Annotated in this window: 12 protein-coding genes; all 12 read right to left on the bottom strand. The window is 36.2% G+C overall.

Features of this window, described 5'->3' with window-relative positions; all coding sequences use genetic code 11:
- Positions 1 to 40: 40 nt before the first annotated feature.
- Complete coding sequence (locus ACFQZ1_RS20490) at positions 41 to 652, bottom strand: alpha/beta hydrolase (protein ID WP_377884009.1); 612 nt, start codon at positions 650 to 652, stop codon at positions 41 to 43.
- Entirely contained in the window at positions 652 to 1599 is a 948-nt protein-coding gene (locus ACFQZ1_RS20485) for a ring-cleaving dioxygenase (protein ID WP_377884008.1), read from the bottom strand. The genes ACFQZ1_RS20490 and ACFQZ1_RS20485 overlap by 1 nt, the downstream gene beginning before the upstream one ends.
- Positions 1600 to 1636: 37 nt before the next feature.
- On the bottom strand, positions 1637 to 2245 hold the full coding sequence (locus ACFQZ1_RS20480; protein WP_377884007.1) for a flavin reductase family protein: 609 nt from the start codon (positions 2243 to 2245) through the stop codon (positions 1637 to 1639).
- A gap of 22 nt (positions 2246 to 2267) precedes the next feature.
- Positions 2268 to 3206, bottom strand: coding sequence for a ring-cleaving dioxygenase (locus ACFQZ1_RS20475; RefSeq protein ID WP_377884006.1), 939 nt, complete (start codon positions 3204 to 3206; stop codon positions 2268 to 2270).
- 302 nt (positions 3207 to 3508) lie between these two features.
- Positions 3509 to 3952 carry a MarR family winged helix-turn-helix transcriptional regulator gene (locus ACFQZ1_RS20470; RefSeq protein ID WP_253630182.1) on the bottom strand — a complete coding sequence of 148 codons (444 nt, stop codon included), beginning with the start codon at positions 3950 to 3952 and terminating at the stop codon, positions 3509 to 3511.
- Positions 3953 to 4327: 375 nt separating this feature from the next.
- Positions 4328 to 6247 (bottom strand): DNA mismatch repair endonuclease MutL, encoded by a 1920-nt coding sequence (mutL, locus tag ACFQZ1_RS20465; protein WP_377884005.1) that lies wholly within the window; start codon positions 6245 to 6247, stop codon positions 4328 to 4330.
- A gap of 8 nt (positions 6248 to 6255) precedes the next feature.
- Positions 6256 to 8922 carry a DNA mismatch repair protein MutS gene (mutS, locus tag ACFQZ1_RS20460; RefSeq protein ID WP_377884004.1) on the bottom strand — a complete coding sequence of 889 codons (2667 nt, stop codon included), beginning with the start codon at positions 8920 to 8922 and terminating at the stop codon, positions 6256 to 6258.
- Positions 8923 to 9050: 128 nt separating this feature from the next.
- Positions 9051 to 9605: an outer spore coat protein CotE gene (gene cotE, locus ACFQZ1_RS20455; protein WP_377884003.1), complete on the bottom strand. Its 555-nt coding sequence runs from the start codon at positions 9603 to 9605 to the stop codon at positions 9051 to 9053.
- A gap of 185 nt (positions 9606 to 9790) precedes the next feature.
- A complete protein-coding gene (locus tag ACFQZ1_RS20450; RefSeq protein WP_377884002.1) occupies positions 9791 to 10222 on the bottom strand; it encodes a YlbF/YmcA family competence regulator in 432 nt (143 codons plus the stop codon).
- 3 nt (positions 10223 to 10225) lie between these two features.
- Positions 10226 to 11755, bottom strand: a complete 1530-nt coding sequence (gene miaB, locus ACFQZ1_RS20445; RefSeq protein WP_377884001.1) for a tRNA (N6-isopentenyl adenosine(37)-C2)-methylthiotransferase MiaB — start codon at positions 11753 to 11755, stop codon at positions 10226 to 10228.
- 330 nt (positions 11756 to 12085) lie between these two features.
- Positions 12086 to 12952: a 2-oxoacid:ferredoxin oxidoreductase subunit beta gene (locus tag ACFQZ1_RS20440; protein ID WP_377884000.1), complete on the bottom strand. Its 867-nt coding sequence runs from the start codon at positions 12950 to 12952 to the stop codon at positions 12086 to 12088.
- Positions 12939 to 14696 carry a 2-oxoacid:acceptor oxidoreductase subunit alpha gene (locus ACFQZ1_RS20435; RefSeq protein WP_377883999.1) on the bottom strand — a complete coding sequence of 586 codons (1758 nt, stop codon included), beginning with the start codon at positions 14694 to 14696 and terminating at the stop codon, positions 12939 to 12941. The genes ACFQZ1_RS20440 and ACFQZ1_RS20435 overlap by 14 nt, the downstream gene beginning before the upstream one ends.
- Positions 14697 to 14871 lie beyond the last annotated feature (175 nt).

Here is a 14871-nt window from a genome sequence, read left to right as displayed (position 1 = left end):
ACTTTTTTCAAATTATAATCCATACCATAAAATCTTTTTATCACGCATTTAGAAAAGTACGATACCACTGAGCTGCTGCTTCTACTTCACTCGCAGTCAAATGATGTCCTCTATTTTCCCAATGTAATGATACATTTGAATTCGCCTTTTCTAATAACGTTTGTAATTCTGCCGATTCCATAGGTGAACAGATTGGATCATTTGTCCCAGCTGCAATAAATACAGATTTACATGATAAATCAGGAAGCTCTATTCCTCTTCTTGGTACCATAGGATGATGAAGAATGGCACCTTTCAGTGCATTTTGATAATGGAATAATAAACTTGCTGCTATATTTGCGCCATTAGAATAACCAATTGCTACTATATTTTCTCTATCAAAGTCATATGTTTTTGCTGCTTCATCAAGAAATTCGTTTAATTCTTTAGTACGAAAAACAAGATCCTCTTCATCAAAAACGCCCTCTGCTAATCTTCGGAAGAAACGAGGCATTCCATTTTCCAATACATTTCCACGAATACTTAATACAGAAGCTTCTTCATCAATTCTGCCCGCAAGTGGTAATAAATCTAACTCATTCCCACCAGTACCATGAAGTAATAATAATGTTGGTTTTGTTAAATCCTTCCCTTTATGAAAAAAATGTTTCATTATTTATCCCCTTCCAAAACCCGCACCTCAATAGGAGGTAAGAGTTCTTCTAATTCTTCTCGTTTTGGGTCTAGCCAAGATGGTAACATAAGCCTTTCACCCAAATTCTCTGTCGATTCATCCACTGTAAAACCCGGTGGATCTGTTGCTATTTCGAATAAAATACCGCCTGCTTCATGAAAATAAAGAGCCTTAAAATAATTACGATCAAGAATTTCAGTCGGATAATATCCTTTTTCTTTAAGAATAGACCACCACTCTTGATGTTCTTCTTCATTTTTTGCACGCCATGCAATATGATGAACCGTTCCCGCTCCCATTAGCCCTCGGACTGAAGCACTTAATTTAATATCAATTGTATTTCCAATCTCTGCTTTTGACTGAAATCGTAAGAATTCATTCTCTTGTCCGATGCATTCTAATCCAAATACGTGCTCCAGCAATTGAGCTGTTTTATGCGGTTGTGCAGAATATAAAGTAGCGCCACTAAATCCCATAATCGCGTTTTCTATTCCAACTCCCCCAAAACTCCATGTATTTTGCGGACCACCATCTCGCTCCACAAGCTCAATTTGAAGGCCGTCCGGATCTTGAAATTGCAAATATGTTTCTCCAAAACGAACAGATGAAACATATTCAATATTGAATTTCCGCAAACGAGTCTCCCAAAATGACATAGACCCATTTGGTATCATATAACCGGTTACTCCAACCTGTCCTGTTCCAATTCGTCCTTTTAACTGTTTGGGCCATGGGAAGAATGTGATAACAGTTCCCGGTTCACCAGATTCATTCCCAAAGTACAAATGATACACTTCTGGTCGATCAAAATTGATTGTCTTTTTTACAAGTCTTAGCCCTAGAATGCCTGCATAAAAATCAATTGTCCGCTGTGCATCATTTACCATTGCAGAAATATGATGAATACCTGCTATTTTATTGGACATTATTCTCTCTCCATTTCATTATTAAGCTATATTCAAATTACTGAGATCTTTCAATGGAAAAAATCTCACCTATTTTCGCATAATTATGGCCTGCTAATCGACTCACCGCTCCCAATCCCTTTGGATCGATTCTTCCCTTTTCATAAATTTCATTTTCAACATGAAATTGAACCACTTTTCCTATAATCAAATCACATCCAGGAGAATCAGAATCGCCTAATTCTAAAGAATGCTCTAATACACACTCCTTTCGAACTTTAGCCTCTTGTATTCCTGGTACAGAAATCTTTTCACTTGCAATTGGAGTAAAACTTGCAAGTTCAATTTCACTTTGAGTAGGAGGCAGATTAGCAGCTGTTTTATTCACTCTTTCTACATTTTGTTCATCCACAATATGAACAACAAATTCCTTACTATCGAGAATATTTTTTGCTGTATCTTTTTGTCTCCCCTCTGACCGTTGAATCGCTAATGAAATCATTGGTGGATTAGAGGAAATGATATTAAAGTAACTAAAAGGTGCACCATTCAAAATATGTTCCTTTGAAATTGTCGTAACAAAGGCAATCGGTCTTGGAATAATACTTCCTATAAGAAATTTATAATTTTCTCTTTCCGTATTTTTGGATGGATCGATCGATAGCAAAGAAATCATTCCCTTCGTGAAATTAGTCTAATTCTCTTACTTCAAACGGCAATAATACTTGTTCAATCTGTTTTCTATTCGGCTCATATTGTTCAGGTAACATGAGTTTCTCACCCATTGTTTCTTGTGATTCATCATGTGCGAATCCTGGGGGATCCGTTGCAATTTCAAATAAGATTTCGCCATGCTCTCTAAAGTAAATTGCATTAAAATAATTTCTATCTCTTACAGGTGTCACACCATATCCATAGCGTGAAACGTGTTCTCTCCAATCCAATTGATCTTGATCATCACTAGCTCTCCATGCGATATGGTGAACTGTACCTACCCCCATTTGTCCACGTCCAATAGAAGTTAGTTTTAGATCAATGATATTTCCAATCTCAGCTGAGGAACGGAAGCGAACAAAATCTCCTTCTTCTCCAATTCGTTCTAATCCCATTACGTGTTCTAATAACTCTGCAGTTTTGCTAGGTTGAGCAGATAGCAGAATTGCTCCACCAAATCCCTTAATCGCAACTTCTGGTTTTACGTCTCCAAAAGTCCAATTATTTACTTCTCCTTCTTCTCTTTCAACAATCTCTAAATGCAAGCCGTGAGGATCGTCAAATTCTAAATACTGTTCTCCAAAGCGCTCCATTTTTGTATACGGAATATTGGACTTTTCCAATCTCTTTTCCCAAAACTCCATTGCACCTTTCGGAACAACGTAAGTAGTTACCCCTACTTGACCATCTCCAATGATTCCCTGACGAGCACCTGCCCACGGGAAAAATGTAATAATAGTCCCTGGTTTTCCTCCTTCATCACCAAAGTAAAGATGATATGTCCCTGGATCATCAAAGTTTACCGTTTGTTTTACTAAGCGTAACCCTAAAACTCCAGCATAAAAATCTACATTTTCTTGTGGGTGACCTACGATTGCTGTAATATGGTGAATCCCCATTGTTTTCTTATTCATTTTGTATACTCCTTTTTTATTTAGATATTTAAAAACTCTTTTAATGATTAAACATGAGTTATTTCCTTATTCCTTTTTATTCGTTACATTTAATCTTGGCTACAAGGCATAGTTAAATTCATATTGTAGAGATTTATCTTGAATCGATTTATCTTTAATTCGAGATAATTAGTGGTAAAAAATACCAGTTACCTCTTAATTATATTAACCATTCAGACGAGTTATAAAAAGAATAACAATATATCCCTTTTATAGCTTGCTTAAACGTAATTTATCTCGAATTCGAGATAAATTACAAAAAATTATAGCTTTTGAGCATAGTATCCTAGTTTTTTTAGCTGTTCAATCATTATCCTTTTTTCTTCAGGACTCAAACCGCCAAATATTTGTTGAATCGCCTCTTTGTGCTTAGGGAATATCCCTTCCATTAGTTTAATTCCTTCTAACGTAATGGCAGCATACGTAACACGGCGATCTTTAGGGCAAGGTCTTCGTACTAAAAGTTGTTTTTTTTCCAACTTATCAACAACGTACGTAATACTGCTACTTGCAAGTAATATTTTGTCACCAATTTTTTGTATAGGTTGATCCCCTTTACTAAATAGTAACTCAAGAACTGCAAATTCAGTAGGATTAAGTCCATAGCTCTTTATATCTTCTTCAATACGTTTTGTGACTGATTGCCCTGCACGTGAAAAAGTAACAAATAACTTGAGAGATAAATCTTCATTATTAATCCTATCCATAACATCAATTCCTTTTTAATTATCTCGAATTCGAGATAATATTATAACACTCCATATTGGTTGTCAACCTTTTTTGATTTTTTCATAAAAATATTCATTTTCACCTGAATTGATAAAATACTGTATTAAAATATTGCATTTTTTATTCTATTGTACGAATAATTTCATTATAATCACGTCCTAATCGATCAATAGCTTCGACCATTAAAAAATCATATTTGCACCAGAACCTAAAAGATTAATTAAAAAAGAAGCGATTTGTTCCTATCGCTTCTTTTTCTCAACTCAATATTTTATCAAAATAATAACAAAAAACTTATTATTTTCTTTTGATTTTTCCCTAGTCTAATTAATTTTTCCCTCAACACAAAAATCCTACATCACTCGCTTAAACATCTTCTCCAATTCATACGTCGAATGGTGCACAAGTATAGGTCTACCGTGCGGACATGTATAAGGATTTGTTGTTGTTCGCAGTTCTTCTAGTAAGGCGAAGATTTGATCGTTCGTTAAATATTGATTTGCTTTAATAGATGCTTTGCAGCTCATCATAATAGCTGCTTCTTCACGCAGTTTTTTGATATCGACTTTTTTCAATTTCAATACTTGCTGCATCATTTCATCAATGATCTCCATTTCTTGGCCTTTTGGAAACCATGTTGGATGTGAACGTACAATGAATGATTGATGGCCGAATTGTTCTAGGAATAATCCTACTTTTTTCAGTTCTTCTAATTGTTCTTCTACTCGTAAAAATTCATTGAGTGATAAATCAATTCTATATGGAACGAGCAATTCTTGTACCTCTGGTGCAACTTGTCCTACTTTATCACGGAAATATTCATAATTGATACGCTCCTGAGCTGCATGCTGATCAATCATATATAACCCTTTATCGTTTTGAGCAAAAATGTACGTGCCGTGCATTTGTCCAATTGGATACAGCGGCGGTAAATCGTTTCCGTTCATTTCGATTTCTTGTATTTCTTCCTGTTCTTCTAACTCAAAATCTTCCTCATTCTCTTCCCACTTATTCTCTTGTGGAAGTGGTTCCTCTACAATTGGCTTGGATGGTTGCCAATTATTTTCTTCTTTTACAAGAGATTGTGGCGGCTGCCATTCTTGTTTTGGTGGATTCCAAAGCAGTGGCTGTGACTTCGGTTTTTCCTCTGGCTCATCCATTCCACTTGGCAAAACGATATTTGGCATCGATGGTTCTTTCGGTTTTGCATGCTCAAACTGAAACTGCTCTTGAACACTTTCATCTTTTTCTTTTTTCTTTGTTGTAACGCCGGCATCAGGAATGAGTTGAATTTTTTTAAATGCATCTTGTAATGCTTTTTCAATAAGCTGCAATAATTCCTGTTCTTTACTAAAGCGAACCTCTAGTTTTGCTGGATGAACGTTCACATCAACTAACATCGGATCCATTTCAATTGATAAGAAACCAATTGGATAGCGTCCAATAGGTAACAATGTGTGATATCCTTGTTGCACTGCCTTCATTAAAACAAAATTCCGAACGTAACGACCATTTACAATCGTTGACATATAGTTACGAGATGCACGCGTTACTTCTGGTAACGTCACATAACCACGAATGGTAAAGTCTAGCGATTCTGCTTCAATTGGAATTAGTTTTTTTGCAACTTGAATGCTGTAAATTGCAGCAAGGACCTGTCTTACGTCGCCATTTCCTGATGTATGAAGCAGCTTCTTCTCATTATGAAACAAACGCAAAGAGACTTCTGGATGTGACAGTGCAATACGATATACTATATCGGTAATATTCCCAAGCTCTGTATGAATCGTTTTCATATATTTTAAGCGTGCTGGTGTATTAAAAAACAGGTTTTGAACCGTAATATCTGTCCCTTTACGGCTCGCTGTTTTTTCCTGTTTCAAAATTTCGCCACCTTTAATAACAAGGTGTGTTCCTGGTGCATCTCCTGTGCTTGTTATTAATTCTAATTCACTAACAGATGCAATACTTGGCAATGCCTCACCGCGAAAACCAAGCGTTCGAATACGAAACAAATCATTTTCATCTTTAATTTTACTTGTCGCATGTCTCTCAAAAGCGACGATACAATCTTCTTCAGCAATGCCATCTCCATTATCGATGATGCGAATCTTCGATAATCCAGCTTCTTCTAAGTGGATTTCAATAGATGTACTATTCGCATCGATGGAATTTTCGACAAGTTCTTTTACAACTGAAGCAGGTCGTTCTACTACTTCTCCAGCTGCAATTAAATTAGAAAGCTGATCATCGAGTTTGCGAATTTTTCCCATCTACTTACTCATCCTTTCTTCAATTTTTTCTGTAAACGGTACAGTTCATTTAATGCTTCTAGCGGGGTCATATCCAGTAAATCTATTTTTTTGATTTGCATTAATACAGCTGTTTCTTTTGAATCAAATACAAGCTTGTCTTCCTTTTTCACTGGTTGTTCCGCCGCAAAGAAGGATAGCTGTGATTCTTCTTCCACTTCTTGCGGCAATGCCTCTAGTTCTTCTTTCACGACTACAGGTTCTTGTGCTATTTCTTCTGAAATTTTGACTTCCGTTCGTTTCGGAATCGTAATCTCCTCTTGACCTTCAAGTTGCGCTAATACTTCTTTAGCACGAGCGATTAAGCTATCTGGCAGCTCTGCAAGCTGAGCAACGTGAATACCGTAGCTCTTGTCTGCTGCTCCTTCTTGAATTTTATGCAAGAAGACAACTTTACCGTTTTCTTCAATTGCTGAAACATGCACATTTTTCAGTTGTTCTAAACTTTCTTCTAATACTGTTAATTCATGATAATGAGTTGAAAATAATGTTTTCGCACCAATTTGATCATGAATATGCTCAATGATTGCTTGCGCTAATGCCATACCGTCATACGTAGATGTACCACGGCCAATTTCATCAAATAAAATTAAGCTTCTTTCCGACGCATTCGCAATCGCATTTTTTGCTTCTAACATTTCGACCATAAACGTACTTTGGCCTGAAATTAAATCATCAGCTGCCCCAATTCTCGTAAAAATTTGGTCAAACACAGGGAGTACAGCTTCTGCTGCTGGCACAAAGCAACCGATTTGCGACATAACCGTAATCAGTGCTAATTGACGCATATACGTACTTTTACCGGACATATTTGGACCAGTAATTAAAAAGACATCCATATTTTCAGGCATGATACAGTCATTTGGAACATACAACTTGCCGTTTAATACTTTTTCAACAACTGGATGACGGCCATCTTTAATAAAGATTTCTCGTTTATTTGTTAATATTGGTTTTACAAATTGCTCTTCTTCACTTACAGTTGCAAAGCTTTGAAGTACATCTAGCTCACTAATAATTTTCGCTAATTGCTGCAATTTCGGGATAAACACTTTCACTTCTTCGCGAAGAGTTGTAAATAAATCATATTCTAACTGAACAATTTTTTCTTCTGCTTCTAAAATCAATGTTTCTTTTTCTTTTAATTCATCTGTAATAAAACGCTCTGCATTCGCAAGTGTTTGTTTCCGTTCATAACGTCCTTCTGGAAGTGCAGCAAGATTTGCCCTTGTTACTTCAATATAGTAGCCAAAAATGCGGTTGTAGCCGATCTTTAATGATTTAATTCCTGTTATATCACGCTCACGTTTTTCAAGCTCTGCAATCCACGTTTTTCCATTTTTACTTACATAGCGATATTGGTCTAATTTCTCGCTATAACCATCTTTTATAATGTCACCATCTTTTATAGAAAGCGGCGGATTTTCTTGAATACTTCTCTCTAATAACGCTGTTAAACTTTCACATGGATCAGCACCTTGAATTAAGTTTGCAGCATAAGAATTATCTAAAAGACTAACTGCCTCTAAAATAGCCGGCACTTGTAGTAAAGATCTCTTCAATTGCAGTAAATCACGTGCATTGACATTTCCATACGCAACCTTTCCTGCTAAACGTTCTAGATCGTATACTTCTTTTAATTTTTCTTTTAAATCTTCACGTAAGAAATAATCATTCACAAACGTTTCGACCATCTCTAAACGTTCTTCAATTTTTTCTTTTTGAATGAGCGGACGTTCCATCCACTGTTTTAACATACGTCCCCCCATCGCTGTTTTCGTTTTATCTAACAACCATAACAGAGAACCTGTTTTTTCTTTTGTTCGAATAGTTTCTGTTAACTCCAAATTACGTTTAGAGTGAACATCAATCTTCATAAATTGATTTGTATAATAAATTTCAACTGGTTGCAGGTGATCTAGTGAACGTTTTTGTGTTCGTAAAACATAGTTAAATAACCGTCCAACTGCTGCAACTAATTTTGTTTGCGTTACATTTTGAACGAGGTGCATAAGACTCTCTGGAATTTTCGTTTCTTCTTCATATGAAACTGTCATTTTTAATGTTGCTAGCATTTTGTCCAATTCTTCCTTGGAGAACGTAGAAGATACAACAATTTCTTTCGCACCCGTTGCATATACTTCTAATAATACATCTTCAAGTGTTCCAGTTAACAATGTTACTGTATTTTGACCTGTTGTTAAGTCATTACATGCTAATGCATAGGAACCATCTTCAAAATGTGCTAATGCTGCAAGAAAATTATTTTCCTTTTCATCTATTGTACGACCTTCCATCATCGTTCCTGGTGTAATTAACTGAACAACTTCACGGCGCACAACACCTTTTGCTGTTTTTGGATCTTCAACTTGTTCACAAATTGCTACTTTATATCCTTTTTCAATCAGTTGTTCAATGTAGTTTTTCGCAGCGTGATACGGTACACCGCACATCGGAATCCGTTCACTCCCGCCCCCATCGCGGCTCGTCAATGTAATTTCAAGTTCATGTGCTGCTTTTACAGCATCCTCGAAGAACATTTCATAAAAATCGCCTAATCTAAAAAATAAAAAGGCATCTTGATAATCTGCCTTGATCTTTAAATATTGCTGCATCATCGGCGTGTACTGTGCCATTTTGATCCTCCATACGTCTTTCTTTTTCACTTTAAAAATATATTATAACACAATTATACACAAATGATTTTGTTCCATCATCTGAAACATATACAAAAAGCTAGGAAGAGATTCTCCCTAGCTTCAATTTATTCTTCTTCCGTTTCTACAATAAAGTTCGGATCAAGTTCTTCAAACTCAACATCATCCACTTCAGCTTCAGCTTCAAATTGCTGATCATCTTCTTGACAGCCCTCTGGATTCACACTCACACAAATTTTTGTTTCACCTACAACTTCGGTTACAAATTCCCGTTCTACAGTGACAGCCATTTTATTTCCATTTGGTGAAATAATAGCTTCTAAACAATTTGGGTGTTGTATGACACGTGCAAGGATTTCTAAATCTTCTCCAGAAAAGTTCTTATCACGATAACCAATATTCACATCATCTGTGTAATGCACACGTTCTGTCACGACTTCTGTTTTCGTATTTTCATCATACGAATACCATGTGTTAATATCGTAGAATCCTTCGATTTCTACATACTTTCCATTTTTCTTTGCTTCATATGCATGGTTAATAACCCAGCATCCTAAAATACTTGTTGGCGGATGATTCGGTGCAACAGTGTGAGTTGTTTTCATATATTTACGCCCTTTTCCCACAACTGCTTTCGTAATAATTTCTCTAAAGTCAGACATACGAACCCCTCCTCAATGAATGTTCAATTCATTATATGCGGGGCAAATGCGGAATGTGTTATTCTTTTTTGAAAATGCTCTGTCCTGTTCATTATGTAACATGAAACTTCTACTTTCTAGAAGAAGATAATACATTATTTCCTATTAAAATAAAACAAAAAGAGATGTCGAATTCGACATCTCTTTTAACAGCCACATGTGCCTTTTTTATTTGCTACTTCAGCACCTGTTTCCCCTTTTAACACGTCGCCGCCAGTTGAAATTAAAATTTCATCTGTGACCGTATTTGAAATTGTACTTGCGACAAGCTGCAATAAATCATTTACATACGTTTGAGAAGATTTAAACTGCTGTACCACTGGAATTTCATCCAGTTTATCTTGCAACGCATCAATTTCTGATTCTACTTTTTTTAGTGCTTCCCACTTCCCATAATGTTGTAGATTCACTGCTTGTTTTTGCAAAGCTTTAATTTCATCAATCGTACGTTTTACATTCTCATTTTTATGAATTTGCGCTTCTGCACGTTTAAAGAAATCAACTTCTTCTGTTTCAGAAATCATTTTTGCTAATTCTTTCGCTTGCTCTACAATTTCATCTTTTGTAAAGATTTTCATCTATTATTTCACCTCGATCGGCTCCTCAACCAATTCCCCGTTTAGAGACCAAGTTTTTGCTTTTGTTATTTTCACTTTTATAAGCTGACCGATTACAGATTTTGGAGCTACGAAGTTTACAAGCTTATTGGCACGTGTATAACCCGCAAGTACTTCAGGATTATTTTTACTTTCTCCATCAACAAGCACTTCAACAATTTGTCCTTCATACGCTTTATTCTTCTTCGCAGAAAATTCATTTACTAACGCATTTAAACGTTGCAAGCGTTCCTTTTTCACTTCCATCGGTACATTATCTACCATTTTTGCAGCTGGTGTACCTTCTCGTGGTGAATAAATAAATGTATATGCGCTATCGAAACCTACTTCGCGATATAATGACATCGTTTCTTCAAATTGTTCATCCGTTTCGTTTGGGAAACCGACAATAATATCAGTCGTTAGTACTACATTTGGAATCGCTTCTTTAATTTTACGCACAAGCTCTAAATAATGCTCACGTGAGTATTTACGTGCCATAATTTTCAACATATCCGTACTTCCAGATTGCACTGGTAAGTGAATGTGTTCAACTAAATTGCCGCCTTTTCCAAGTACTTCAATTAAACGATCATCAAAGTCACGCGGATGGCTTGTTGTAAAACGAATACGTGCTACGTCAACCTTACGAAGTTCATACATAAGATTTCCTAAACTATATTCCATATCTTCAAAGTCTTTTCCGTATGCGTTTACGTTTTGACCTAGTAGCGTAATTTCTTTATAACCATTTGCCGCTAAATGACGTACTTCTTTAATAATATCTTCAGGACGGCGGCTTCGCTCTTTACCACGAGTATACGGTACAATACAGTACGTGCAGAATTTGTCACATCCGTACATAATGTTTACCCACGCTTTAATATCCCCGCGGCGTACTTTTGGAAGATTCTCAATGACATCTCCTTCTTTTGACCATACCTCAACAACTGTCGCTTTCGAGAACATAGCATCTTTTAAAATGTATGGTAAACGGTGAATGTTATGTGTACCAAATACCATATCTACATGCTGATGTTTTTGCATAATTTTGTTTACGACAGATTCCTCTTGTGACATACAACCACATACACCGACTAAAAGATCAGGATTTCTTTGTTTTAAAGATTTTAAATGACCAAGTTCCCCGAATACTTTATTTTCAGCATTTTCACGAATGGCACATGTATTTAATAGAATCACATCTGCATCTTCAGTAGAGAATGTTGGTTCGTATCCAAGAGCTGTAAAAATACCAGCCATTACTTCTGTGTCATGCTCATTCATTTGACATCCATAAGTGCGGATATAAAACTTTCTTCCTGCACCGAAGTTACGAAATTCCTCTGGTAAGCCAAAGTCACGTTCAATTTTAACTTCTTCTTTTCCACGTTTTTTCGCATCTTTTAAAGAAGGCGGTTGATATACACTTTCAAAATATTTACTATAATCTTTTTCTGCTTTTTTATTAGTTGAAGTTGCTTGTTGACCTGCTAATCGTTGCTCTTCGTTCATGAATAATCTCCTTTCAACCTTACATATACACAGTTTTGATTTTTAGTTGTTGTTTATTTTGTCCTTATAAAAAAGCTTAGCGCTTCATTCCTATTCACATTATTATAGTATAAAGCGTTCAGTCAAATTAAACAATAGAGAGGCCTTGCATTCATGAACGATTTTGCCTGATACTAAGGGGATGAGAAGAGCTCGTATATAATGTAACTCTTGTTTATTATTTTATCATTCTGAATTTTCATAGTAAAGAAAGTACGCTACATTACAAAAATTCTTTATCATATTTTTATATTAGAAAAGACTATCGAATTTTCGATAGTCTTTCATATATTACATAAACTCAGCTACAAGTTCATCAAACATTTTTTGGTCCATTTGCAAATCAGCATGAGTTAATGGTTTTTCACTATATCCTTTTACAAGCTCCTGGTAAGAAGGCTGCTCTGTATTTTGATAGATCAAACCTGTTACTAAACCTTTGTTTTCCATTAATGTTTGCATAGCAACCATGCGATTAGATGGATTATATCCTTCTACTTCGCTAAGTTTTGTTAAATTGTCTTTAAACCAATCATACGTATTTACCTTATTGTATGTTACACATGGACTAAATACGTTAATTAGAGAGAACCCTTTATGTTGAATACCAGCTTCGATCAGCTGTGTTAATTCTTTTAAGTCACTAGAGAAACTTTGTGCTACGAACGTTGCTCCAGCAGTTAATGCCATCTCCATTACAGATAACGCTGGCTCAATCGATCCTTGCGGCGTACTTTTTGTTTTAAAGCCAGCTTCACTACGAGGAGAAGTTTGCCCTTTTGTTAAACCGTAAATTTGGTTATCCATAACAATGTACGTAATATCAATATTACGACGAATAGAATGAATCGTATGTCCCATACCAATTGCAAAGCCGTCACCGTCACCACCAGAGGCGATAACTGTTAAATCACGATTTGCCATTTTTACACCTTGTGCAATTGGAAGGGCACGTCCATGAATACTATGAACACCGTAAGAATTAATATAACCAGAGATACGACCAGAGCATCCGATACCAGAAATAACCGCTAATTCATCAGGATTCAAACCTACATTTGCAGCCGCACGTTGAATTGCCGCTTGCACTGAGAAGTCCCCACAACCTGGACACCAGTTTGGCTTTACACTATTACGAAAGTCCTTAAATGTTGCCATTTAAAACAACCCCTTTTTTGCATTCGTTGTAAATTTCTTTCGGTAAGAATGGATTTCCGTCATATTTTAACAGACTAGAAATTTTCTCGCCGTAGCCAAGATTCATCTTCATAATATTAGTAAGCTGTCCAGTTGCATTGTTTTCTACAACGACAACACGTTTTGCACTCTTCACAAGTGGCAACATTTCACTTGTTGGGAACGGATGAATTAAGCGAACATGAGCATGGTTTACTTTTAATCCTTCTTGCTCTAAACGCTCCATCGCTTCTTCAATTGCACCACGAGTTGAGTTAAAGCCTACTAATAATACATCAGCGTCGTCATATTTGGCATTTTTGTACACAGGGGTATTAAATTTAATTTTTTCCATTTTACGGAAACGTTTGTCCATTTGTGCTTTCCGGTTAAGTGCTGACTCTGATGGTTTACCTGTTTCATCATGCTCTACGCCTGTTACATGGTGAATACCATTTTTCATACCAGGTACAACACGTGGTGAAATACCATCTTCTGTTACTTCATAACGTTTGAAGTATGCTTTATTTTCACGCTCCGGTAACTCCGCATGTAAATCAAGTTTACCACGGCGAATTTCAACCTTTTCTAATTGAAGTGGTTCTACTGTTTGTTTACCTAAAGAAAGCTGTAAATCTGTTAAAAAGATTACAGGAACTTGATATTCTTCCGCTAAGTTAAATGCTTCCACAATATCATAGAACGCTTCTTCAGCAGTACTTGGTGCCATGACGATTTTCGGAATCTCACCATGTGTACCATAAATCATTGCCATTAAATCAGATTGTTCTTGTTTTGTTGGTAAGCCGGTACTTGGTCCACCACGTTGTGTATCAATGATAACAAGCGGTGTTTCTGTAATCCCAGCTAAACCAATTGCTTCCATCATTAGAGATAAACCAGGACCTGCTGACGCTGTTAATGTACGTACACCAGCATAGTTTGCACCAATTGCCATCGTACAAGCAGCGATTTCATCTTCAGTTTGAATGACAGTTCCTCCTACTTTTGGAAGCTTCTTAATTAAGTATTCCATAATTTCTGAAGCAGGCGTAATTGGATAAGCAGACATAAAACGAGCACCACCAGCTACTGCACCAAATGCGATTGCATCGTTTCCAATCATAAACATGCGTTTTTTTCCATCTGCTTTTTCTAGCTGCATCACGTTTACTTTTTCGCCAAGCAATTCTTTCATATATTGAGAGCCGCGTTTAATTGCTTCCATGTTCTTCTGAACAACTTGCTCTCCTTTACGACCGAAGATTTCATCAACAACTTCTAAATATACATTCTCGTCTAATCCTAATACAGCACTAGACGCTCCAACCGCAACCATGTTTTTCATTAAAGATGTACCAAGTTCAGAGGCAATATCCGTAAACGGAATCGCATATAAAGTTACATCGGTTCCCTCCGGAATACTTGGATTGAATTTTGCATCTGCAACAACAATCCCACCAGGACGTAGTTCGTGGAAGTTAAAGTCAATTGTTTCTTGATCAAACGCAATTAAGATATCTAAATCATCCGATATTGCTCGTACTTCTGTTGTACTTACGCGAATTTTATTATTTGTATGACCACCTTTAATTCGTGATGAAAAGTGGCGATAACCATATAGATAATAACCTAATCGGTTTAATGCAATACAGAAGATTTCTCCTGTACTTTCAATTCCTTCACCTTGTTGTCCTCCAACTTTCCATGAAAGTTGACTAATCATCTCCTACACCCCTTTAGCTTCATACATTGTAGTGTATTTTTTTACAGTACTAGTTTAGCACTTTTCGAGCTAAGAAACTACAATGGACACAAATTATACCTCTTCTGATTTCAGTAAAAGTTTTATATAATCCTAATTCGTTTACAATTCTAGCTCTACCACAGTAAAAATGCAA

Origin of the sequence: Bacillus sp. CGMCC 1.60114, assembly GCF_042676365.1 — a bacterium.
In the GTDB taxonomy this organism is placed as follows: Bacteria; Bacillota; Bacilli; order Bacillales; family Bacillaceae_G; genus Bacillus_A; species Bacillus_A rhizoplanae_A.
The sequence above is the reverse complement of the archived record's forward strand: the minus strand, read 5'-3'. Positions and strand labels throughout refer to the sequence as shown.